This window comes from Flavobacterium anhuiense (assembly GCF_050990855.1).
Lineage (GTDB): Bacteria > Bacteroidota > Bacteroidia > Flavobacteriales > Flavobacteriaceae > Flavobacterium > Flavobacterium anhuiense_C.
In genome coordinates this window covers 1781182-1807073 of record NZ_CP158861.1, presented here as the reverse complement: position 1 = coordinate 1807073, position 25892 = coordinate 1781182, and the positions used below count along the sequence as shown (strand labels likewise).

11 protein-coding genes are annotated in these 25892 nt (G+C 37.1%); all 11 read right to left on the bottom strand.

Going from position 1 to position 25892, the window contains the following annotated elements; translation table 11 throughout:
• Positions 1 to 36: 36 nt before the first annotated feature.
• Positions 37 to 11931, bottom strand: a complete 11895-nt coding sequence (locus tag ABTV69_RS08040; RefSeq protein WP_433835229.1) for an HYR domain-containing protein — start codon at positions 11929 to 11931, stop codon at positions 37 to 39.
• Between the two features lie 504 nt (positions 11932 to 12435).
• The gene (gene queG, locus ABTV69_RS08035; RefSeq protein ID WP_433835227.1) at positions 12436 to 13362 is read right to left on the bottom strand and encodes a tRNA epoxyqueuosine(34) reductase QueG; all 927 of its coding nucleotides are present in this window, start codon (positions 13360 to 13362) and stop codon (positions 12436 to 12438) included.
• On the bottom strand, positions 13359 to 14705 hold the full coding sequence (locus ABTV69_RS08030) for a cytochrome P450 (RefSeq protein WP_433835225.1): 1347 nt from the start codon (positions 14703 to 14705) through the stop codon (positions 13359 to 13361). The genes queG and ABTV69_RS08030 overlap by 4 nt, the downstream gene beginning before the upstream one ends.
• Before the next feature lie 11 nt (positions 14706 to 14716).
• A complete protein-coding gene (ruvB, locus tag ABTV69_RS08025) occupies positions 14717 to 15739 on the bottom strand; it encodes a Holliday junction branch migration DNA helicase RuvB (protein ID WP_433835223.1) in 1023 nt (340 codons plus the stop codon).
• A gap of 110 nt (positions 15740 to 15849) precedes the next feature.
• Positions 15850 to 17652: a cytochrome c oxidase subunit I gene (locus ABTV69_RS08020; protein ID WP_111368034.1), complete on the bottom strand. Its 1803-nt coding sequence runs from the start codon at positions 17650 to 17652 to the stop codon at positions 15850 to 15852.
• A 30-nt stretch (positions 17653 to 17682) separates the two neighbouring features.
• Positions 17683 to 18876, bottom strand: coding sequence for a cytochrome c oxidase subunit II (locus ABTV69_RS08015; RefSeq protein ID WP_433835221.1), 1194 nt, complete (start codon positions 18874 to 18876; stop codon positions 17683 to 17685).
• A gap of 19 nt (positions 18877 to 18895) precedes the next feature.
• The gene (locus ABTV69_RS08010; RefSeq protein WP_433835219.1) at positions 18896 to 20290 is read right to left on the bottom strand and encodes a quinol:cytochrome C oxidoreductase; all 1395 of its coding nucleotides are present in this window, start codon (positions 20288 to 20290) and stop codon (positions 18896 to 18898) included.
• Between the two features lie 27 nt (positions 20291 to 20317).
• Positions 20318 to 20863: a c-type cytochrome gene (locus ABTV69_RS08005; protein ID WP_433835217.1), complete on the bottom strand. Its 546-nt coding sequence runs from the start codon at positions 20861 to 20863 to the stop codon at positions 20318 to 20320.
• An 8-nt stretch (positions 20864 to 20871) separates the two neighbouring features.
• Positions 20872 to 21396: a DUF3341 domain-containing protein gene (locus ABTV69_RS08000; protein ID WP_433835215.1), complete on the bottom strand. Its 525-nt coding sequence runs from the start codon at positions 21394 to 21396 to the stop codon at positions 20872 to 20874.
• A complete protein-coding gene (gene nrfD, locus ABTV69_RS07995; protein ID WP_008466839.1) occupies positions 21389 to 22792 on the bottom strand; it encodes an NrfD/PsrC family molybdoenzyme membrane anchor subunit in 1404 nt (467 codons plus the stop codon). The genes ABTV69_RS08000 and nrfD overlap by 8 nt, the downstream gene beginning before the upstream one ends.
• A gap of 34 nt (positions 22793 to 22826) precedes the next feature.
• A complete protein-coding gene (locus tag ABTV69_RS07990; protein ID WP_433835213.1) occupies positions 22827 to 25877 on the bottom strand; it encodes a TAT-variant-translocated molybdopterin oxidoreductase in 3051 nt (1016 codons plus the stop codon).
• Between the last annotated feature and the right edge of the window lie 15 nt (positions 25878 to 25892).

Below are 25892 nucleotides of genomic sequence, written 5' to 3'. Positions count from 1 at the left end.
AGAACGGCTTAGCGCTAACTAAGCCGTAGTCCAATTTTATTTATTAAGATATAAGTAGCCCGATTCTTGATGAGACTTTTGAGCACTATCTTTGTATTTTAAGACATAGAAATACGTTCCAACTGGAAGGCCGTCTGTTTGTTTAATCGTAGAACGTCCGTTAGAATATCCAACAAAAACGCGATCGTTATTGTTGTACTGATCTATAGTGAATACTAAAACTCCCCAACGGTTATAAATTTCAACCGTATTATCTGGATAACATTCTATTCCTCTAATATAGAATCTCGCATTCTTGCTGTCTCCGTTTGGAGAAAATGCATTCATTACTTTAATAGAACATCCGTTTAAGTCTAGTACTGTTGGATTATCTCCATTATTGCTAGCATCGTCTGACTCATCTTCAACCACTACTCCTCTTACACTGCTTCCTTTTACAGTTGCTTGGTTACTCACACTTCCGCGATTAATATCTTCTTGAGTGATTTTGTAAACTGCTGTAAAATTAGTTTCGTTAGATTCGTTAACTGCTAAACTTATCGCTTGTCCAGAAACTACTACTCCTGGCAATGGGTCGTTTATTGTGATTCCAACAAGAGGCACATTTCCTGTATTGGTTACAGTAAATTTGTATGTAATTGTTTCTCCTGCATTTGCAAAACTGCTCTTATTTTCATCATTGAAAACTGCTGTTTTGATGACAGAAATAGAAGGAACTTCAACAAAAACATTCAATGTAGCCGTAGAACAATTTGTATTGTTTCCTTTTTCGCAAACTTGATACGTCAACGGATAATTTCCGCCTGGTGTGTTTGGCTTAACATTTACAGTTCCGTCGGCATTCCATTCAAAATACGGACTGCTTGTTACAGGTTTAACTACAACATCTGCTGGATTTATTGGTTTACCGTTTATTAAATCATTGTCTAAAACATTTACAAATTCTAGAGAACCGTTAATTCCGTCTGCACTTACATCATTATCATTATTTAAAACAATCTCATTTACCGTTGGCGGAGCTGGATCTGCAACATTGTCAACAATAATTTTAATTACCGCTTGACTGCAATTTGATGTGTTTGCCGCTTCGCAAATCTGATAAATCAATTCGTAAACTCCATCTGGCGTATTTGCAGCAATATTGATTGAACCATTTGCATTTAATGAGAAGTTTGGATTTACCACAGGTACTGATAAAACAACATCTGAAGGTTTAATTTTTGCTCCGTTCAATACGTCATTTTCAAAAATATTAACTGTAGCACTTGCTCCTTTTTTCACATTTACAGGTCCTGTCTCATCATTATTTGCTTTAATAGAGAATGTTGGACGCGCATTACAATCTGGTGTTGCAGGCGGATAAGCAACAGAAACTGTAACCGTAGGATTTAAAGAAAACTCTATTTTTACTCCATTTCTGGTAGCTTCAAATCCATCAGCACCTTCTGTCCAAATACCATTATTTAAAACCCATCCTGGCCAATCAATTCCATTTCCATTGCTATCAACTTCTGCTCCTGGCCATAAAAGATCTCCATTTAATGGCAAATCAGTCTGAGTTGCAACAACATTATTGTTACCGTCAATCCATTTAACAGTTAATAAATTATTAGCTGCGAAATTATCTGGCGTAACAGTGTACTTAACATAAGGAACATTGTTTGAACAATAGCTGTTTGCTACAATTGTCATTTTTGGTTCTGTTACCGTTACTTTTACAACATTTGAGTCACAATTATCTTGATTCAATTTCTCGCAAATCGTATACGTCAGTTCATATTCTCCTGCTGGCGCATTTGGTGCTAAAGAAACATTTCCGTCAGCATCTAAAGTTAAATATCCTTTTGGATCAGCTTTAGTTACAGTAAGGTTTACATCTGAAGGCACTAATTTTTTTCCATCTTTTGTATCGTTATCAAAAACATTGATTACTTTCTGCGGAATATTAACTCCAACTGCAGGTACAAGATCTTCGTTTGCTAAAAGTTTACTTCCTGTAACCGGTACAGTAATGATTACTGAATCGCAGTTTAACGGATTATTGATTTCGCAGATTTTGTATTCTACCTTATAATCTCCTTTTGGAGTATTTGGCGCAACACCAATCGTGTAATCTGGATTTAACGAAAGTCCTGATGGAAGCGTTCCGATGATTTCAAATTTAACTTCTCCTGCTGCTGTTCCTACCACAATTGCATTTCCGTTCAATTTGTCATTTGCGATTAGTGAAATGGTTTTTCCTCCGATGTTTCCGTTGATTGAAGCTATCACGTCCTCAACCGCATCGATTACTGGCATTCCAACGGTTACTTTTACAGTATTTGAACTGCAGTTGTCCGGGTTTAGTTTCTCGCAGATTTCATACGTCAGCTCATATTCGCCCGCTGGAGGATTGGCTCCTAAAACAATGTTTCCGTCTTTATCTACAGTCAGATATCCTTTTGGATCTGGCGTTAGAGTTTTCAGCGTAACATCTGCCGGGTCTAACGGCTGTGCATTTTTAGTGTCATTATCAAAAACATTTTTCCCTAAAGTCTGGGAAGCATCCGATCCTAAAACCGATGGAATAGCATCTGCGTTTGCCACTAGGTTTCCTGCCGTAACCGGAACAGTAATGGTTACCGAGTCGCAGTTTGTCGTATTGGTGATCTCGCAGATTTTGTATTCTACTTTGTAATCTCCTTTTGGCGTATTTGGCGCAACAGCAATCGTGTAGTCTGGATTTAACGAAAATCCTGATGGAAGCGTTCCGATGATTTCAAACTTAACTTCTCCTGCTGCTGTTCCTACCACAATTGCATTTCCGTTCAATTTGTCATTTGCGATTAGTGAAATGGTTTTTCCTCCGATGTTTCCGTTGATTGAAGCGATTACGTCCTCAACCGCATCGATTACTGGCATTCCAACGGTTACTTTTACAGTATTTGAACTGCAGTTGTCCGGGTTTAGTTTCTCGCAGATTTCATACGTCAGCTCATATTCGCCCGCTGGAGGATTGGCTCCTAAAACAATGTTTCCGTCTTTATCTACAGTCAGATATCCTTTTGGATCTGGCGTTAGAGTTTTCAGCGTAACATCTGCCGGGTCTAACGGCTGTGCATTTTTAGTGTCATTATCAAAAACATTTTTTCCTAAAGTCTGGGAAGCATCCGATCCTAAAACCGATGGAATAGCATCTGCGTTTGCCACAAGGTTTCCTGCCGTAACCGGAACGGTAATGATTGCTGAATCGCAGTTTAACGGATTATTGATTTCGCAGATTTTGTATTCTACTTTGTAATCTCCTTTTGGAGTATTTGGCGCAACAGTTATCGTATGGTCTGAACTCAGAGTCAATCCTGCTGGAAGCGTTCCGATGATTTCAAACTTAACTTCTCCTGCTGCTGTTCCAACCACAATTGCATTTCCGTTCAATTTGTCATTTGCGATTAGTGAAATGGTTTTTCCTCCGATGTTTCCGTTGATTGAAGCGATCACGTCTTCAACCGCATCGATTACTGGCATTCCAACCGTTACTTTCACAGTATTTGAACTGCAGTTGTCCGGGTTTAGTTTCTCGCAGATTTCATACGTCAGCTCATATTCGCCCGCTGGAGGATTGGCTCCTAAAACAATGTTTCCGTCTTTATCTACAGTCAGATATCCTTTTGGATCTGGCGTTAGAGTTTTCAGCGTAACATCTGCCGGGTCTAACGGCTGTGCATTTTTAGTGTCATTATCAAAAACATTTTTTCCTAAAGTCTGGGAAGCATCCGATCCTAAAACCGATGGAATAGCATCTGCGTTTGCCACAAGGTTTCCTGCCGTAACCGGAACGGTAATGATTGCTGAATCGCAGTTTAACGGATTATTGATTTCGCAGATTTTGTATTCTACTTTGTAATCTCCTTTTGGAGTATTTGGCGCAACAGTTATCGTATGGTCTGAACTCAGAGTCAATCCTGCTGGAAGCGTTCCGATGATTTCAAACTTAACTTCTCCTGCTGCTGTTCCAACCACAATTGCATTTCCGTTCAATTTGTCATTTGCGATTAGTGAAATGGTTTTTCCTCCGATGTTTCCGTTGATTGAAGCGATCACGTCTTCAACCGCATCGATTACTGGCATTCCAACCGTTACTTTCACAGTATTTGAACTGCAGTTGTCCGGGTTTAGTTTCTCGCAGATTTCATACGTCAGCTCATATTCGCCCGCTGGAGGATTGGCTCCTAAAACAATGTTTCCGTCTTTATCTACAGTCAGATATCCTTTTGGATCTGGCGTTAGAGTTTTCAGCGTAACATCTGCCGGGTCTAACGGCTGTGCATTTTTAGTGTCATTATCAAAAACATTTTTTCCTAAAGTCTGGGAAGCATCCGATCCTAAAACCGATGGAATAGCATCTGCGTTTGCCACAAGGTTTCCTGCCGTAACCGGAACGGTAATGGTTACCGAGTCGCAATTAGCAGGAACTGCACCTATTTCGCAAATTCTATACTCTATATTATAATTCCCTTTTTGCGTGTTTGGTGCAACAGTAATAGTCCCACTTGCATTTAATGTCAATCCTGATGGCAAAGTGCCAACAATATTTATTGCAACTTCTCCAGAATTGATTCCAATTACAGCTTGTTTTCCATTTAATGTATCATTTCCTATTAGAGATACTGTTGTTCCACCTATATTTCCATTAATTGGATCAATAGTATCTAGTACTGCGTCTATTGTATTTACAACTTTAACTTCTGCTGTTGCTGTCTTACAGTTTGCAGGAGCTGCTCCGTTCTCGCAGATTTCGTATGTAATTGTGTATGTTCCGCTTGGAGTGTTAGCCGCTAGAGTCACATCTCCGTTCGCGTCAACGCTCAATGGCGCATCGCTGCCAATTGTTACAACTGTATTTGTATCGTTAACCGCTATTCCGTCTAAAGTGTCGTTTGTTTTTACATTTCCGATTTTTACTGCTGTTGCTCCCGAAGCTGTTGTTCCGAAGTCATCTTTAATGGCAACCAAATCATTTACTATTTCAATTGTTACAGTTGCCGAATCACAATTTCCATTATTTACAATTTCACAGATTGAATAATCAAAAGTATAAGTCCCTGTTGGAGTGTTTGGTTTTACCGAAACAGCACCATTTGCACTATTAAATGTTAATACTGATGGCAAAGAACTTGTCAATTTAACATCAACATCGTTAATATTTACTTTATTGCAATTTAAATCATCATTATCAAAAATATTAGAAATAACAACTCCTCCAGCTACCCCTTTTGATGAAGAGATAGTATCATCATTTGCTATAATAGCACCAATTACTTTGACTGTTTGTGTACAGGTCTCTATATTTCCTGCAGCATCTTTCGCTGTCCAAGTCACTGTCGTGTTTCCGATTGGGAAGCTTGATGGCGCATTATTGGTTACCATTACAGTTCCCGTGCAGTTGTCTGATGTTGTCGGAGTGCCTAAAGCAACTCCTGTCGCAACACATGAATTAGCATCTGCTGAAACCGTAACTGTCGCTGGACAGGTGATTGATGGCTTCTCAGTGTCGTTTACCGTTACCGTCTGAGTGCAGGTCTGAGTGTTTCCTGCAGCATCTTGCGCCGTCCACGTCACTGTCGTGTTTCCGATTGGGAAGCTTGATGGCGCATTATTGGTTACCGTTACAGTTCCCGTGCAGTTGTCTGATGTTGTCGGAGTGCCTAAAGCAACTCCTGTAGCAACACATGAATTAGCATCTGCTGAAACCGTAACTGTCGCTGGACAGGTGATTGATGGCTTCTCAGTGTCGTTTACCGTTACCGTCTGAGTGCAGGTCTGAGTGTTTCCTGCAGCATCTTTCGCTGTCCAAGTCACTGTCGTGTTTCCGATTGGGAAGCTTGATGGCGCATTATTGGTTACCATTACAGTTCCCGTGCAGTTGTCTGATGTTGTCGGAGTGCCTAAAGCAACTCCTGTCGCAACACATGAATTTGCATCTGCTGAAACCGTAACTGTCGCTGGACAGGTGATTGATGGCTTCTCAGTGTCGTTTACCGTTACCGTCTGAGTGCAGGTCTGAGTGTTTCCTGCAGCATCTTTCGCTGTCCAAGTCACTGTCGTGTTTCCGATTGGGAAGCTTGATGGCGCATTATTGGTTACCATTACAGTTCCCGTGCAGTTGTCTGATGTTGTCGGAGTGCCTAAAGCAACTCCTGTCGCAACACATGAATTTGCATCTGCTGAAACCGTAACTGTCGCTAGACAGGTGATTGATGGCTTCTCAGTGTCGTTTACCGTTACCGTCTGAGTGCAGGTCTGAGTGTTTCCTGCAGCATCTTGCGCCGTCCAAGTCACTGTCGTATTTCCGATTGGGAAGCTTGATGGCGCATTATTGGTTACCGTTACAGTTCCCGTGCAGTTGTCTGATGTTGTCGGAGTGCCTAAAGCAACTCCTGTAGCAACACATGAATTAGCATCTGCTGAAACCGTAACTGTCGCTGGACAGGTGATTGATGGCTTCTCAGTGTCGTTTACCGTTACCGTCTGAGTGCAGGTCTGAGTGTTTCCTGCAGCATCTTGCGCCGTCCACGTCACTGTCGTGTTTCCGATTGGGAAGCTTGATGGCGCATTATTGGTTACCGTTACAGTTCCCGTGCAGTTGTCTGATGTTGTCGGAGTGCCTAAAGCAACTCCTGTAGCAACACATGAATTAGCATCTGCTGAAACCGTAACTGTCGCTGGACAGGTGATTGATGGCTTCTCAGTGTCGTTTACCGTTACCGTCTGAGTGCAGGTCTGAGTGTTTCCTGCAGCATCTTGCGCCGTCCAAGTCACTGTCGTATTTCCGATTGGGAAGCTTGATGGCGCATTATTGGTTACCGTTACAGTTCCCGTGCAGTTGTCTGATGTTGTCGGAGTGCCTAAAGCAACTCCTGTCGCAACACATGAATTAGCATCTGCTGAAACCGTAACTGTCGCTGGACAGGTGATTGATGGCTTCTCAGTGTCGTTTACCGTTACCGTCTGAGTGCAGGTCTGAGTGTTTCCTGCAGCATCTTGCGCCGTCCACGTCACTGTCGTGTTTCCGATTGGGAAGCTTGATGGCGCATTATTGGTTACCGTTACAGTTCCCGTGCAGTTGTCTGATGTTGTCGGAGTGCCTAAAGCAACTCCTGTAGCAACACATGAATTAGCATCTGCTGAAACCGTAACTGTCGCTGGACAGGTGATTGATGGCTTCTCAGTGTCGTTTACCGTTACCGTCTGAGTGCAGGTCTGAGTGTTTCCTGCAGCATCTTGCGCCGTCCAAGTCACTGTCGTATTTCCGATTGGGAAGCTTGATGGCGCATTATTGGTTACCGTTACAGTTCCCGTGCAGTTGTCTGATGTTGTCGGAGTGCCTAAAGCAACTCCTGTAGCAACACATGAATTAGCATCTGCTGAAACTGTTACTGTCGCTGGACAGGTGATTGATGGCTTCTCAGTGTCACTAACTTTTACTGTTGAAGTAGCAGAAGTTTGCTCGCATCCTGTTGATGTATTTGTAATTTTAACTTTGTAATCACCATCTTGAGTTACTGTCAATGTCTTATTCGTTTGACTAGATATTATAGCATTATCTTTATACCAAACATAAGTTACAGTAGTTACATCTGAATTTGCTGTTAATGTCGTCGTTAAACACGCTGTTAAATTTCCAGTTATAGTTGCTGTAGGCAACGAATTTACAGTAACCGATACTGAAGTTCTAGAACTCTCGCATCCGTTTGAAGTCTGACTTACATAATAGTTTTTTGTTGTCAGCACTTCTGTCAAATCCAATTCGCTTCCTCCTGTTGATGCAGCATACCATTTTAAGTTGCTTCCTGAAGTAACCTTTAAATCGCCTACTTTTTTATTTTCTGATGAACAGAATGCTTGAGCTAAGGCTGTCGGTGCAGATGGTGTCTGATTTACAACAACAGATACCGAAGTTCTTGTGCTCTCGTATCCGCTTGAAGTCTGGGTTACAAAATAGTTTTTTGTTGTCAGCACTTCTGTTAAATCTAATGCACTACCTCCTGTTGCTGCAGCATACCATTTTAAGTTGCTTCCCGAAGTAACCGTTAAATCGCTAACTTTCTTATTTTCTGATGAACAAAATGTCTGAGCTGAAGCTGTCGGTGCAGATGGTATCGGATTAACCTTTATAGTAACTGGAGTTGAAAATGCACTAGGACATCCAGAATCATTTGTTACTTGAACACTGTAATCTCCTGAAGCTGATACCGTAATAGATTGCGTTGTCGCTCCTGTTGACCATAAATAACTGCTTCCTCCTGTCGCCTTTAAAGTTACAGTTCCTCCTTGACAGAATGTTGTTGCCCCATCTGCCGAAATAGAAGGCGTTGCTGGCGTAGGGTTTACTGTTACACCTACCAAAGTTCTTGTACTCTCACAACTGTTGGCTGTTTGGCTCACAAAATAATTACCTGAAGTTAAAATTTCACTTCCTAAATATAGTGTCCCTCCTGTACTAGCATTATACCATTTCAAATTACTTCCTGAAATAACTTTTAAGTCATTTACTGTTTTATTATCTCCTGAACAAAAAGCTTGAGCAACTGCTGTCGGTGCTGCTGGAGTTTCGTTTACAGTTACACTTACAGCTCTTCTTAAACTTTCACATCCATTTGCTGTCTGGCTAACATAATAAGTTCCTGTTACAAGTGTCTCTGTTCCTGTATATAAAGTACCACCTGTGCTAGCACTATACCATTTATATGATGTTCCCGAAGGAGATAAATTATTTACTCTTTTTAAATCTCCAGAACAAAACGTTTGAGCTGAAACTGTAGGTACATCTGTCGTATTTACAATAACAGCTACTTGAGTTCTTGAGCTCTCGCCACAATTATTGCTTTGGCTTACATAATAATTTCCAGACGATAAAGTTTCATTTCCCGTATATAAAGTACCTCCTGTAGCTGCACTGTACCATTTATAAGCAGATCCTGAAGGCGTTAAATCATTAACTTTTTTATTATCATTAATACAAAATGTTTGCGAAGAAACCGCTGGTGCAGATGGTATTGCATTAATAGTAACGGTAACCTTAGTTCTTGCACTTTCAGCACAACTACTATTTACTTTCTGACTTACATAATAATCTCCATTAGTTAAAGCTTGTGTTTTTTGAAGTTCTGTATTTGATGAAGATGAACCATACCATTTTAAATTAGCACCTGTAGCCTGTAGATTATTAATTGTACTATTATCAGCAGCACAAAATGACTGAGATGCGGCAGCAACTGGAGCTGAAGAATTATCATTTATAGTTACAATAACTTTAACTCTTGAACTTTCACAACCATTTAAAGTTTGAGTTGCATAATAATTTCCTTTATTAACCAATATTTGATTTGATGATAAGGGAGTGTTATTATTACTATTAGTACTACTGTACCATTTTATATTACTACCCGTAGCAATCAAATCACCAACAGTTTTATTTTCAGAAGAACAGAATGTTTGGTCAGATACTGTGGGAGCTGGCGAAAAATAAACCGTTACAGGATCTGAACTAATACTTACACAACCTGAACTATTTACAATTTGAAGAGTATATGTTCCTTCGGCAGTAATTGTTATACTTTGTGTAGTAGCTCCATTTGACCATAAAAAAGAACTTCCATTATATGAAGAAGCAATATTTTCTGCTTTTAATACTGTATTGCCCGAAGTTGTACATAAACTTCCTGAACTAACAATAATTTTTGGAGTAGAAGGTCTTGGATTAATTGTTACTACAACTGGCTTGATAAATGTACATCCATCGGCAGAAACCGCTTTTATATAATAAGTTCCTGAAGCTGTAACAGCATTTGGTGAAGATAATGCTGATGTTGCTCCTTGGTTTGTCCAATAAGTAAGTGTCAGATTTGAAGAACTTCCTCCTGTAACAGCTGAAGCTGTTAAGTTTATAGTTGAAGGTGCACAGACTGCAGCAGGATTTGTTATTACAAGATTAGCAGACTTTGGATTTACCGCTGCACTAGCTGAATTATTTGCTGTATTGCTATCTATTCCACTTGGTAAAGATGCCGTGTTGGTATAATTTCCAGATGCATTTACTGTAGCAACAATTTTTAATGTCATTGATGTTTGAGCCTCCACATCACCAATAGTCCAAATCCCTGTTGTTGCATCATATACTCCAACAGAAGGTGTCGAACTTACATAAGTATAACCAGAAGGAAGCAAATCAGTCACTGAAATTCCAGACACATTGTTTCCTCCCAAATTACTAACTTTAACCGAAAATTCTACATTAGACCCAATACAAGGTACAGCATTATCAACTGTTTTAGTAATTCCTAAATCAGTACATAAAGTTACCGAAGCTGTTTTAGAAGGAGTTTGAGCCCCACATGCCAATGTATAAGACACTGAATAATTACCTGTCTTTGTTGCAATATATGTCGAAGAATTAGCACCATTAATTGCTACCCCATTGTAATACCATTGATAAGGATCATAGCCTGATTGCGTTGTTAATTTGGCTGTATTGTTTGTACATCCACCTCCTTCAATATAAGTTAAAGTAGGATCATCTGGCAAGGCTGCAAAAGTCGAGAAAAATCCTGCCATAGAAAATCCTCCAGCTTGCTGCACAATGGAAACCGTAAGTTTAGCTTTACTCTCAATAGAGAGAACTTCAGGCCTTCCTATTTGTTCACTATTAAAATTTATTATATACCAGCCTGTCGAACCTATCTGATAACGAGCTCCAACTCCAGATATACTAGTAGTTTTCACACCATTGATAGTAACATCCTCAGTAGCACTTCTTAATAAAATATATCCAAAATAGTCTAAGTTTTCTAATTTATAGTTTTTAAATTTTGATGTTTCTACAAACTCTGAACCTCCACATTCTGATACTGGTGCAATTGTCGAAATATCAACTTCGCAATTTTGTGCCGTACCTGAATAAACTGCCACTCTCTTATCAGCAATAATTCTTGATGCAGTAAAACTTGTATTTTTTACACCATTTATAAAAGTGTGAAAGGATCCTGCCGATGCTAAATTTATGGTTGTTCTATTTACTAAAACTCCTGTAGTTGAATAACTCTCCACAGTAATATTAGTATCATCTTTAGTTGCCACAACAGTAGTTTGTTCAGCAGTGTCATTACCCGTTCCTCTTTCAAGAAAATATTCAGTTCCTAAAACAGATTCGGGAGGTATTTGATTGTAAGCGCCATCTCCACAACCACCAGGTACATCTATAGCTGCCGACGTATTCATAACAATCGGATTAGAAGATTCTACCAATGTTCCAATCGGCGCTTTAAACAAATAACTCTGTCCTTGATTTAATGTAGCTTTAACAGCGTTATTAATTTTTATTGTAGTGTTATTGGCTGTAGCCATAATACTATATATAGGCCTTTGCTCTCCAAAAGTGCTAAAAGTTCCCAATGAACCATCTCTATAATAACCTACTCTAAATCTTATTCCAAGCCCAGCATCTCCAAAACTTGTTAAAGCTGCATTTCCCTTAATATTGGCATCTCTATTTTCGTCGTCCTTATAATCATCTGAAGCAATATTTCTCAAGTTTACAGCTGTTGGTCCCGTGCTTGTTATGATTAGTCCTGCTCCGTTAAGAACAGTATTCAAAGCATTCATTGGAAGATCTCTCGCTAAAAGTGAAAACCTATAAACTGCTGGACTTCCTTTTTTAGCTTTCAAAGTTGTCACTGTTGTACCATCACTTTTTGCGACTGTAATATCAACATTTGTTAGCGAATTTGTAGAAATTACAATTTCATTTGCTTTACTAAAATACTGCCAAGGTGCTGGCGCAATATAATGCTTTGTATAAAACTGAGCAGAAGCATTATAAGCCGTGAATAATAAAAAAACGATAAGAAAAATTAGCCTAGAAAATCCAGACTTACAAAAAGTAGAGTTACGCATAGACAACTTTGGTTTGTGGAACAGAAATATTGAATGCTAAAAAACAGATGATTGCTTTTAACACTTTGATGAGATACGTGAAAAAATAGAAAATGGATTTAAAAAAAACTGAAACAGTTTTTTCAAGACTTGCACATAAAAAAGAAATTATGTAGACCATTGTCATATAGTAAATTACAGACTATAAAAGTCCTCTTGGTTTTAAATTAAGTAGATTTGGAAAGCGCGAAAGTATATCGAGCAAGGAAATCAATTATCATTATGCCGACAAAGTGCACATAAAGTCGTTGAACAACATTTTTTAACAACTGTTCATCGGTTGAAAATCAAAAATTTGTAAACATTTGACAATCAAATAGTAGAATTTTCTTAAATAATTAAGGAAATTCTAAATTCTTACAAAATATATTGACAAATAGGTAATAAAACGTAGGAAGTAAAAATCATAAAATCACAGCGTTCTTTCCAATAAAAACACTGATAATCAGCATAATAAAAAACAAATTACTGCAAAAATTTGATGTTGCGTTTCAAACCATCAAATTTGGTTCTTTTAATAGGAGAGTTTTTAAAAACTAGTTTAAAAGTTTCTTCTGTAATCTCTAACCAATCTTTTTTAGTAAAGGAAAGTAAATCTGGATTAGGATTAAACAAAGGTTCTGAATGTGGCTTAGAAAATCGATTCCATGGACAAACATCTTGGCAGGTATCACAGCCAAACATCCATTCATCGAACTTTCCTTTCATTTCTTCAGGAAGATTATCTTTTAATTCGATAGTATAATAAGAAATGCATTTGCTTCCATCTACAATATATGGGGCAACAATTGCTTGTGTCGGACATGCGTCTATACAAGCTGTACAAGAACCACAGTGATCTGTAACAGCATGATCGTATTCTAATTCTAAATCAATGATAAGCTCGGCAATGAAGTAAAAAGAGCCGACTTTTTGAGTAATCAAATTACTGTTTTTTCCAATCCATCCCAACCCGCTTTTTGCCGCCCAAGCTTTGTCTAAAACAGGTGCAGAATCGACAAAAGCACGTCCTGACACATCTCCAATATTTTCTTGAATCGAATGGAGCAACTCCTTCAATTTATCTTTAATTATAAAATGATAATCTTGACCGTAAGCATATTTAGAGATCTTAAAACTTTCCTGATTTTGTACCGAATCTGGATAATAATTAAGCAAAAGCGAAACTACACTTTTGCCATCAGCTACTAATAAAGTTGGATCTAAGCGCTTATCAAAATGGTTTTCCATATAAGCCATTTGACCATTGCGATTGTTCTTTAACCAATTTTCTAGTCGAGGAGCTTCCTGTTCCAAAAAACCTGCTTTAGATATACCGCAAGAAAGAAAGCCAAGCCTTTTGGCTTCTTCTTTTATAAACTTCGAATATGTCTCTTTCGAATTAATACTCATCTTTTTGAAAATGAAACTTCAATGTTGACTGGTTTTAAAGTCACTAAAGGATTAAACTTTACTGTTTCGTTTTTAGTTTTAATCTTATACCTTTTGACAATCTGCGAAATTGCTAAACACATTTCATAGATAGCAAAACCAGTTCCTATACACATTCTTGGACCTGCGCCGAAAGGATAAAAGTACTGCATTGACTTTTTCTTTTTTTCGCCTAAAAATCTTTCTGGAATGAATTCATCTGGGTTATCCCAATACTTTGGATTGCGATGCAACTCATAAAATGACACTCCAATTAATGTCTTTTTTTTGATTTTAAATTCAGTCAACACATCATCTTCAACATTTTCTCTATCTGTAATCCAAGCAGGAGGATACAAACGCATCGATTCATTTAAAACCGCATTTGTATAAGTCATTTTCTGAAGCTGTTCAATAACATTATCAGTCTGAGATTCTATCTCAGTGATTTCATCTAAAATCTTTTGTTGGATTTCGGGATATCTTCCTAGAAAGTGAAGTGTAAAAGTTAAAGCATTAGCTGTGGTTTCATGACCAGCAATAAACAAAACCTTAATTTCGTCAATCAATTGCTGCACAGACATGCTCTCTCCCGTATCTTCATATCGGGTTTCCATAAGCATATTAAGAAGATCATTGAATTCCTCTTTCGAAGCATTTCTTCCTTCAATAATTTCTTGAATAATCTTATTATTTTCTTCTGCTAAGTTTAAATGTTTTCTAACTTGTCCGCTTAATGAAAACCATAATGCCTTGTGAGGAAGTCTGATTTCCTTAACTAAAAATGTCTGAACTTCTTCTATTATGAATTTTATCCTATGAAGTTTTTCTTCCGAAATTGAAAATTCAAATAAAGACTTCGCAACAACATTAAAAGCAAGCTGGCTCATTGCCGGGAAGACATCCAAAAATTTATCTTCTATTAAATTATCAATTTCAGAAGTAATCGTTTTGTTCATATTATTAACCAGCTGATTCATTTTTTGTTTATGAAATGTAGGCTGAATAAGACGTCTTTGTTTTAACCAAAAATCACCATCACTCGTTAAAAGTCCTTTTCCTAAATATTTTGAAAGGTATACAGATTGGAATTTTGACTTGTTGTAATTTCTTTGATTTTTCACTAAAATATATTGAGCCACATCATTATCTCTCGATAAAATGATGTGTCTTGACTTTCCAATTTTTATAGAAAAAGAATCTCCAAAACGCTCAAAGTATTTTTTATGATAGGGTATCGGATTTCTACGAACTCCTTCGGCATCCACAAAAAATCTAAAAATAGAAAGTTGCGGTGGATAATTGTATTTTTTACTTATAGACATTTCTATCAGTATTAAAACAACTCACCCTGATTATTAATATTTATTTTTCCAAGATGCTTATAGGCTTTATCGGTAACCTCTCTTCCACGAGGAGTTCTCATTATAAATCCTTCCTGAATTAAAAAAGGTTCATATACTTCTTCAATTGTTTCACTGCTTTCGCTAACAGCTGTAGCCAAAGTTGAAAGTCCAACTGGACCTCCTTTAAACTTATTGATAATAGTCAGCAATATTTTATTATCCATTTCATCTAGACCATGAGCATCTACATTTAGTGCTTTCAAAGCGTACTTAGAAATTTCTATATCAATTCTTCCATTTCCTTTAATTTGAGCAAAATCACGAACGCGTCTTAATAATGCATTTGCAATACGAGGAGTTCCACGGCTTCTTCCTGCAATTTCAATCGCAGCTTCCAAATCAATAGGTGTTTTTAAAATAGAAGAACTTCTCTCTACAATAGTTGTTAAAAGTTCAGTAGTATAATATTGTAAACGAGAAGATATTCCGAAACGGGCACGCATTGGAGCAGTAAGTAATCCAGAACGCGTTGTAGCTCCAATCAAAGTAAAAGGATTCAAATTGATCTGGACAGTTCTAGCATTTGGTCCAGATTCAATCATGATATCAATCTTGAAATCTTCCATTGCCGAATATAAATACTCTTCAACAACTGGACTTAATCTATGAATTTCATCAATGAACAAAACGTCTCTTTCATCTAAGTTTGTCAGTAAACCTGCTAAATCGCCAGGTTTATCCAAAACTGGACCCGAAGTAATCTTAATTCCAACTTGCAATTCATTTGCTAATATATTAGCCAAAGTAGTTTTCCCTAAACCAGGAGGCCCGTGAAAAAGTGCATGATCAAGCGCTTCACCACGTTGATTTGCAGCGGCAACAAAGACTTTTAAATTTTCCAAAACTTGATCTTGTCCGGCAAAATCATCAAATGACAGCGGACGCAATCTTTTTTCAAGATCTAATTCTTCTGAGTTATATCCTTTAGTAGTAGGATCTAGATTTTCATTCATCCTACAAAGATATATAAACTAATTAGTTTGTAAAACAGTTCAACTGAACGATTAGAACTTTAACTAAACAAAAAAGGCTGTCATTTCTGACAGCCTTTTTTATATTATTTTTAGTGGTGTAAAACTTCTTCACCTTCTTTCATTGGTACATTTTGAGGTACAAAATCTACATCATGATTTGGGTTACTGTAGTCATACGGCCAACGATATACATGAGGAATTTCTCCTGGCCAGTTTCCGTGGATGTGTTCAACTGGTGTAGTCCACTCTAAAGTAGTAGATTTCCATGGGTTTTGAACTGCTTTTTTACCGTAGAAAATACTGCTAAAGAAGTTGTATAAGAATACTAATTGGAACGCACCTCCTACAAGAGCAAATGTTGTAATTAAAACATTCACATTTTGTAAATCATCAAATAATGGGAAGTTTGTATTAGTATAGTAACGTCTTGGTAAACCAGCTAATCCGATAAAGTGCATCGGGAAGAAAACTCCGTACGCACAAACTGCTGTTACCCAGAAGTGAATGTAACCTAAGTTTTTGTTTAACATTCTTCCGTACATTTTAGGGAACCAGTGGTAAATACCAGCAAACATTCCATAAAGTGCAGAGATACCCATTACTAAGTGAAAGTGAGCAATTACGAAGTAAGTGTCGTGAACGTTAATATCTAATGTACTATCTCCTAAAATAATCCCTGTTAAACCTCCAGTGATGAAAGTAGAAACCATTCCGATAGAGAACAACATTGCAGGGTTGAACTGTAGGTTACCTTTCCATAAAGTAGTAATCCAGTTGAAAGCTTTTACAGCAGATGGAATTGCAATCAATAAAGTTGTAAAAGTAAATACAGATCCTAAGAAAGGATTCATACCTGAAATAAACATGTGGTGACCCCAAACGATAGTTGATAAGAATGCAATTGCAAGAACTGACATAATCATCGCTCTGTATCCAAAAATTGGTTTACGAGCATTTGTAGCCATAATTTCAGATACAAGACCCATCGCTGGTAAAATTACGATATAAACCTCAGGGTGACCTAAGAACCAGAATAAGTGCTCAAACAATACAGGAGAACCTCCTTGGTAGTGTAAAACTTCTCCAGCAATATAGATATCAGATAAGAAGAATGAAGTACCAAAACTTCTATCAAAAATTAATAATAAAGCTGCAGATAATAAAACTGGGAACGAAATAACACCTATAATAGCTGTTACAAAGAATGTCCAGATTGTAAGAGGAAGTCTAGTCATAGACATTCCTTTTGTTCTTAAGTTAAGTACAGTAACGATGTAATTTAAAGATCCCATCAAAGAAGATGCGATGAAAATAGCCATAGATACTAACCATAAAGTCATACCTGTTCCTGATCCTGGAATTGCTTGTGGCAATGCACTTAAAGGAGGGTAAATTGTCCATCCTGCAGACGCTGGTCCAGCTTCAACAAATAAAGAACATAACATTACAACTGCAGATAAGAAAAACAACCAGTATGAAATCATATTCATAAATCCAGATGCCATATCTCTTGCTCCAATTTGAAGTGGAATCAATAAGTTACTAAATGTTCCACTTAAACCTGCCGTCAGTACAAAGAATACCATGATGGTACCGTGAATTGTAACTAAAGCCAGATAAATATCATTTGCCATTACACCATCAGGTGCAAATTTATCCCCTAATAAAACATTGAATATTTTGAAAGATTCCTCTGGCCACGCTAATTGCATTCTGAAAAGCAAGGACATTGCAATCCCAATTACTCCCATAACAATACCAGTAATCAAGTATTGTTTAGCAATCATTTTGTGATCAATACTAAAAATATATTTAGTAATGAACGTGTCTTTATGATGATGTTCGTGCTCGTGATCGTGTCCGTGATCGTGACCGTGCGCTTCTGCTGACATATATTTGTACTTTAAATTTTCTTAATAATATTATTTCATCGCAACTTTAGCTACAGCTGCTTTTACAGTATCAACTACAGTTTTTACTGTATCGATAACTTTTGCAGCAGTATCTGCAGTTGGTGCAGCTCCTTCAGCTGGTTTCTCAGCAGCAGCAGCCGCTTTAATATCTTGAGCTAAAGTAGTTTTTTCGCTTAACCATTTTTTGTAATCCTCTGGGGTATCAACTACCACTTTCATTTGCATGTTGTAGTGCGAAGCTCCACAAATTTTATTACATAATAATAAATAGTCAAATGTATAAGGATCTAAAGCTGTACCTCCTTTTGCAACTAACTCCACACTTTTCTCAGCTCTAAGTTTATTGATGTGAGCAACTTTCTCAACCATAAATGGTAATTCTCTATATTCTGAAGTAGTATAAGTTGGAACAAAAGCAAACTCAGTAACCATACCAGGAACACAGTTCATTTGTGCTCTAAAGTGAGGAAAATAAGCTGAGTGCAATACATCCTGAGAACGCATTTTAAAGTGAACTTTTTTACCTTTAGGAATATGTAATTCAGAAACTACGATATCATCTTGAGCATTTGGATCTGACATGTCAACTCCTAATGTATTTACTCCTTCGATTAAACGTACGTTAGCTTTTCCTAAAACGTTATCTTGTCCAGCATATCTTGCTGTCCATTTGAATTGCTGTGCATATAATTCGATTTCGATTACATCTTCATCTTTATCAACGAACATAATGTTATTCCACGCATATAATCCGTAAAGAATTAAACAAGCTAAAACAACAGAAGGAATAATACTCCAAATTGCTTCTAATTTATTACTATCAGCAAAAAATAATGCTTTTTTATCTTTATTACCTCTATTCTTAAAAGAAAACCAGTATAATAAACCTTGTGTAATAAATTGAACTAAGAAAATTAAAACCCAAGTGATATTCATTAAATTATCTACTAAAAGCCCGTGCTCTGATGCAGGAGTATGCAAAGCTAAACCTCCCCATTTTAATAGACCGTAGATAGTAAATATATAAATGAAAGCCAAAAAGCCAAACATAATATATCCTTGAATGTTATTATCATTATCCGATGCAACCTGAGAATCGCTCGAAGAAGAAGCTCCTACTTGGGTAAGATCAAATATCTTCGTCAATTGCCATAATGCAACCGCCAATAAAACTACAACTATAATTACCAACAAACTTGTCATCTGTTTACTTCTTTAAATATTAATAATGAAAATGTTTACTTTCTTCGATGAAAGGATTTCTTTTTGCAAGCAAAGGAGATTTAGTTAATGCAGTAAATACAACAAATATAAATAAACCTAAGAAGAAAAGAATCGATGCAATTTCAGGAACTCCAATAAACCATTTGTCTCCTACAGTACCAGGCATAATCATATTAAAGAAATCAACATAATGACCTAATAATATTACAACACCAGCCATAACGATAACCCAGTTAAGACGTTTGAAGTCAGTATTGATTAATATTAATAATGGGAAAACAAAGTTCATAACAACCGCTCCAAAGAAAGGAAGGTTATATAACTGAATTCTTGTTACAAAATAAGTTACCTCTTCTGGAATGTTAGCATACCAGATCAACATGAATTGAGAGAACCATAAATAAGTCCAGAATACACTAATACCAAACATGAACTTAGCTAAATCGTGGATATGACTCGTATTTACATACTCTAAATATCCTTTTGATTTTAAATAAATCGTTACTAATGCAATAGCTGTAATACCACTTACGAAGAAAGAAGCAAATACATACCAAGCAAACAAAGTACTAAACCAGTGTGGATCAAAAGACATAATCCAATCCCAAGCCATAATAGACTCAGAAACGATGAAGAATACTAAGAACCCTGCAGAAGCTTTGAAGTTCTTTTTGTAGTAAAGATCATCATTTGCTTCATCCTGCTCTAAACAGTTTTTTCTTGAATAATAACGGTATAAGTTCCATCCTAATAAAAAGATAGCAGCTCTTACGATCCAGAAAGGAAAGTTTAAATAACCAGATTTACCTGCAATAATAGCATCATAATTAGCGTTTTTAGGATCTGTGACACCTTCACCTAACCATACGAAGATATGATTAAAGTGCAATCCACATAAAACTAAGATTATGAAAAAGATGATAGAACCAGCTGGCAAGTAAGCTGTTATACCTTGCATAACTCTAAATAAAACTGGAGACCAACCTGCCTGAGCAACTTGTTGAATAGCATAAAAAGCTAAAACTCCCATTGAAAGCAGTAAAAAGAAAATACAAGCTACATATACTGCTGACCAAGGCTTATTTTGTAATTGGTGCAATACGTGCTCTAAATGTTTTTCGTGCTCATTTGCACCAGAAACTTCTGCATGCTCAGCTCCTTTATGAGAGTCATGTGCAACTTCAGCAGCCTCATGATGACCTGCTTCTTTGTGAGATGCCTCCGCTTTTTCTTCATGCGCCGCACCATGAGAACCATGTTCATCTGCAGCTAGTATTTTTTCAACTTCTTTAATATCTTTTGGTGCACTTAAAAAACCATACCCAATTCCTAATAAACCAACGGCCATTAAGATGATAGAAAAAGTTTTTAATTTACTTGAAAATGTATACATATCTATTACGATCAGTTTGTTCAACAATTATAATTGGCTTCTTAGTTTCAGAACATAGTCAGCAACTAACCAACGTTCGTGAGCACTTAATTGATTTGCATGTGAACCCATTGCATTTAGACCATAAGTCTCAACATGAAAGATGCTTCCTTCAGTGATTTCTCTGTCTTTATAGCTAGGTACTCCAAGAAATTTTTCTCTTTCAACCAATTTACCTTTACCATTACCAGTCGCACCGTGGCAACTAATACAGTAAATTTCAAAAAGCTCTTTACCTTTTCCAGAATTTCTTTCTTCTTCAGTTAAAGGTGATTTCAAATTAGCTTTTGCTAATTCATAACCAGCAGTTGAATTTTCATATTCATAAGGTTCAAAACCTCTATTGATAGTTCCTGCAACAGGAAGCTGTCCTTCTTTTCCTCCCTTAAATATTTTTGCTTCTGAATATGGCTCGTAAGCAACAGATTCATACATATTTGGGAAATACTGATAGTTCGGTGCCGAATTATTGTGGCAAGATGAAACTAAAATAGTTATACCAACTAAAAGTGTTATTTTATATATCCTTTTCATAGCTACAATTAATTCTTTTCTATTACTTTAACTTCAACAGCTCCAGTTCCTTCAAAGAAAGAAACTAATTCAGTCTCGTTATCATTTACAGCAACCTCCATTAAAAAGTGGTCATCAGTTGTTCTTACATCTGGGTTTTCAGCTTCTTTAAAAGGCCATAATCTACTTCTCATGTAAAAAGTAATTACCATTAAGTGAGCTGCAAAGAATACTGTCATCTCGAACATAATTGGCACAAAAGATGGCATATTTTGGATGAAACTAAAACTTGGTTTACCTCCAATATCTTGTGGCCAGTCGTGAATCATGATGTATCCCATCATAGTTGTTGCAACAGAGATACCAACACATCCGTATAAAAAAGAACATATCGCTAATCTTGTCGGTGCTAGTCCCATAGCTTTATCCAATCCGTGAACTGGGAATGGAGTAAAAACTTCTTCAATATGATGATGAGCAGCTCTAGTTTTCTTTACTGCATTCATCAAAACGTCATCGTCATTATAAATGGCGTATATTACTTTATTACTCATGATGTGAATCTTTACTATTTGCTCTTTCTCTAATGTAATTATCTCCAGTTCCTTTCAAAATTGTTTTAACCTCTGCCTGAGCAATTACAGGGAATGTTCTAGAGTATAATAAAAACAATACGAAGAAGAAACCAATTGTTCCAATGAAAATTCCAATATCAACAAATGTTGGTGAGAACATTGTCCAAGAAGATGGAAGGTAATCTCTATGTAAAGAAGTAACAATAATTACAAATCTTTCGAACCACATACCGATGTTTACAACAATCGAGATGATGAATGAGAACATGATACTTGTTCTTAATTTTTTGAACCACATGAACTGAGGAGAGAACACGTTACATGTCATCATTGACCAATATGCCCACCAGTAAGGTCCAGTAGCTCTGTTTAAGAATGCATATTGCTCATATTCTACACCTGAATACCAAGCTACGAATAACTCAGTGATGTAAGCTACACCAACGATAGATCCAGTAATCATGATAATGATGTTCATTAACTCGATATGCTGTAATGTGATGTATGCTTCAAGGTTAGATACTTTTCTCATAACGATCAACAATGTGTTTACCATCGCGAATCCAGAGAAAACCGCTCCTGCAACGAAGTAAGGAGGGAAAATTGTTGTATGCCATCCTGGGATTACAGAAGTAGCAAAGTCCATAGATACAATCGTGTGTACAGAAAGTACAAGTGGAGTAGCTAAACCAGCTAATACTAAAGATACTTCTTCAAAACGTTGCCAGTCTTTTGCTCTACCGCTCCATCCAAAACTTAAGATAGAATAAACTCTCTTGTTAAATGGAGTAATAGCTCTATCACGTAACATTGCAAAGTCAGGCAATAAACCAGTCCACCAGAAAACTAATGATACTGAAAGATACGTTGAAATCGCGAATACGTCCCAAAGTAATGGTGAGTTAAAGTTAACCCATAAAGATCCAAATTGGTTTGGAATAGGTAACACCCAGTATGCTAACCATGGACGACCCATGTGAATAATTGGGAATAAACCTGCTTGAACTACTGAGAAGATAGTCATTGCTTCTGCAGAACGGTTAATAGCCATTCTCCAACGTTGACGGAAAAGTAATAATACCGCAGAAATTAATGTTCCGGCGTGACCAATACCAACCCACCAAACGAAGTTAGTAATATCCCAAGCCCAGCCAACTGTTTTATTTAATCCCCATGTTCCGATACCGGTAGATACGGTGTAAATTATACAACCTAACCCCCAAAGGAAGGCTATTAATGCGATTGAAAATACAATCCACCATTGCTTGTTTGCAGGCCCCTCAACAGGTGCAGCTACATCTACAGTTACATCGTGATAAGATTTATCACCTATAACTAAAGGTTTTCTAATGGGTGCTTCGTAGTGAGACGACATAATCCTTTATATTGTTTCTTAATTAATAATTTTACTAAGTATTTCTAACTTTAACATGGTAAACCACATTAGGTTTTGTACCTACATGCTCTAATAAGTGGTATGATCTTTCGTCAGCAGCTAATTTAGCAACTTTACTTTCTTTATCATTTACATCACCAAATATCATCGCTCCTGAAGAACAAGCACTAGAACAAGCTGTTTGGAATTCACCATCTCTAACTGGACGGCCTTCGTTTTTAGCTTTTAATTTAGTCGCTTGTGTCATTTGGATACACATAGAACATTTCTCCATAACACCACGAGAACGTACGTTAACGTCAGGATTTAATACCATACGGCCTAAATCATCGTTCATATGATAATCGAACTCAGTGTTTTTGTTGTATAAGAACCAGTTAAAACGACGTACTTTATATGGACAGTTGTTTGCACAGTAACGAGTACCAACACATCTGTTGTAAGCCATATGGTTTTGGCCTTCACGACCGTGAGAAGTTGCAGCAACAGGACAAACTGTTTCGCAAGGAGCGTGGTTACAGTGTTGACACATTACAGGTTGGAATGCAACTTGAGGATTATCTCCTGCTTTCTCCATTTCATTAAATGTAGATAATGAACTAGATAAACCAGCTATTCCTTCTTTTCTTTCATTATCACCTTCAAAAGTACTTTCAGAAGAGTAGTATCTATCGATACGTAACCAGTGCATATCACGGCTTCTTCTTACCTCTGCTTTACCAACAACTGGAACGTTGTTTTCAGCGTGACAAGCGATAACGCAAGCTCCACAACCAGTACAAGCATTTAAGTCAATTGAAAGGTTGAAGTGGTGACCAGTTGTACGATCAAATGATTCCCAAAGATCTACAGTAGTAGCCTCTACTTCTTGGTGATCTAAAGATACCATCGGTTTTTCGTTCCAATGTTCAGCATCTTTAGTATTGAATATTTCTAAAGTTGTTTCTTTAATAATATCTCCTCTACCCATTAAAGTTTTCTGACCTTGAACACAAGCAAACTCATGAACTCCACCAGCTTTAGCGATAGAAACAGATTGAACATTATTGAAACCTTTATATAAAGCGTAAGCATTTAAACCTACTTGCATTTCTTCTTTTAGAGATGCTTTACGTCCGTATCCAAGAGCTAAACCTACAGTTCCAACAGCTTGTCCTGGCTGAACAATAACTGGAACGTTTTCTAATTTAACTCCATCAACAGTAATAGTAGCATAACTACCATTTAAACCTCCGTTTGCAACAATTTCGTTAGTCAACCCAAGTTTTTTAGCATCAGCGTTTGATACAGTAACGTAGTTATCCCAAGAAACTCTTGTAATTGGATCTGGAAACTCTTGTAACCAAGGGTTATTAGCGTGTTGGCCATCTCCTAATCCTGTTTTAGTATATAATACTAATTCAAAATCACCAGCAGCTTTTGAACTTGCAACAGCACTTGCAGCAGTAGCAGCGTCGATAGCACCACCAGATAAAGCTGAAGCTCCAACAACAGCTACACCATCATGCAATACTTTATTCCAAGAAGCACCTGCAGTATAAGCTCCAGAATTTGCTTTTAAGTAGTCATAAAAAGTACCTGCTGTACCATTTACCGATAATAAAACATCTTGAAATTGTTTTGTATTAAAGATAGGACGGATTGTTGGCTGAGTTAAGCTGTAAGTTCCGCTAGTTAACTCTAAATCTCCCCAAGATTCTAAGTAGTGAGGAGCTGGTGCAGCAATTGAAACAATTGATGCAGTTTCGTCTTCTTTTAATGAAAAAGCAACAGACGTTTTAACTTTTTTCAATCCAGACACAAAAGAAGCTGAATCAGCTAAAGTGTAAACAGGATTAACTCCACTCATAATTAAAGTATGAACACTTCCGGCATTCAAGTCTTTAATTAACTGCGCAACTGCAGCATTAGAACCTTTTCTAATTTGTCTAGCTCCAGCAGTATTAAAAGCTTCACTAGCCAATACTTGATTGATAGCTAAAACTAATAATTGAGCATTTTTATCTTCAATTCCAGATACTAAAACTCCTTTAGAACCAGCAGCTTTAAGTTGTTGAGCAGCTTTAACTACTTCAACTTTAAATTTCTCATCTAAAGCTACAGGAACAGAAGCACCTGCAATAATATTGTAAATTTGAACTAAAGCTTGCTTTTGAGCAGCTACAGTCATTGGAACACGCTTATCAGCAGCTGCTCCAGATAATGTCATATTTGATTCAAACTGGAAGTGACGAGACATTTTTCCGTTTTGAGGAATACGACCTTGCGCATATCCTGCATCATATCCTCCACCTTGCCAGTCCCCTAAGAAATCAGCACCAACAGATACAATTAATGAAGCTTTTGAAAAATCATAATCAACTAAAGCTCTTTGACCGTAAGCAGCCTCAAAAGCATCTAAAGCTTCTGATGATGATACTGCATCATAAACAACGTGTTTAGCATTTGGATTTTTTGCAATAAACTCAGCGATTAATTTATCTGTAGAAGGACTCGCTAAAGTATTAGTCAATAATACTACTTGTCCTCCTTTAGCTTTAGCATCTGCTAAACTTGATTTAATTTTTAAATCAACAGCCGACCAAGTAGAATTTTTACCATCTACTTTTGGCTCTTTCAAACGAGCGCTATCATACAATCCTAAAATAGATGCGTGAATTCTAGCATTCGCAGAAAATTTAGCTCCTGCAATTGTATTGTTTTCAATTTTAATTGGACGACCCTCACGAGTTTTCACCAAAAGATTAGCAAAATCAAACCCATCAAAAACTGTAGTTGCATAGTAATCTGCAACACCAGGAATGATTTGTTCTGGTTGTAATACATAAGGGATAGACTTGTGAACAGGACCTTCGCAAGCAGCTAATGTTACAGCCGCCGTACTAAACCCTACGTACTTTAAAAAGTCACGACGTGAAGTCCCAGATGTAGATAAAGCCTCAGCGTTACCCAAAAACTCATCAGTAGGAATTTCTTCAACAAACTCGTTATTTCTAAGCGCCTCAACAATAGAGCTATTTTCTAGCTCCTCAACACTTTTCCAGTATTTTTTGTTTGATGACATTGTATATATATATTA

Excerpts from the sequence above, each read along its gene's own strand:
- ABTV69_RS08040 (WP_433835229.1), bottom strand. The coding sequence starts at position 11,931 with ATGCGTAACTCTACTTTTTGTAAGTCTGGATTTTCTAGGCTAATTTTT.
- queG (WP_433835227.1), bottom strand. The coding sequence starts at position 13,362 with ATGAGTATTAATTCGAAAGAGACATATTCGAAGTTTATAAAAGAAGAA.
- ABTV69_RS08030 (WP_433835225.1), bottom strand. The coding sequence starts at position 14,705 with ATGTCTATAAGTAAAAAATACAATTATCCACCGCAACTTTCTATTTTT.
- ruvB (WP_433835223.1), bottom strand. The coding sequence starts at position 15,739 with ATGAATGAAAATCTAGATCCTACTACTAAAGGATATAACTCAGAAGAA.
- ABTV69_RS08020 (WP_111368034.1), bottom strand. The coding sequence starts at position 17,652 with ATGTCAGCAGAAGCGCACGGTCACGATCACGGACACGATCACGAGCAC.
- ABTV69_RS08015 (WP_433835221.1), bottom strand. The coding sequence starts at position 18,876 with ATGACAAGTTTGTTGGTAATTATAGTTGTAGTTTTATTGGCGGTTGCA.
- ABTV69_RS08010 (WP_433835219.1), bottom strand. The coding sequence starts at position 20,290 with ATGTATACATTTTCAAGTAAATTAAAAACTTTTTCTATCATCTTAATG.
- ABTV69_RS08005 (WP_433835217.1), bottom strand. The coding sequence starts at position 20,863 with ATGAAAAGGATATATAAAATAACACTTTTAGTTGGTATAACTATTTTA.
- ABTV69_RS08000 (WP_433835215.1), bottom strand. The coding sequence starts at position 21,396 with ATGAGTAATAAAGTAATATACGCCATTTATAATGACGATGACGTTTTG.
- nrfD (WP_008466839.1), bottom strand. The coding sequence starts at position 22,792 with ATGTCGTCTCACTACGAAGCACCCATTAGAAAACCTTTAGTTATAGGT.
- ABTV69_RS07990 (WP_433835213.1), bottom strand. The coding sequence starts at position 25,877 with ATGTCATCAAACAAAAAATACTGGAAAAGTGTTGAGGAGCTAGAAAAT.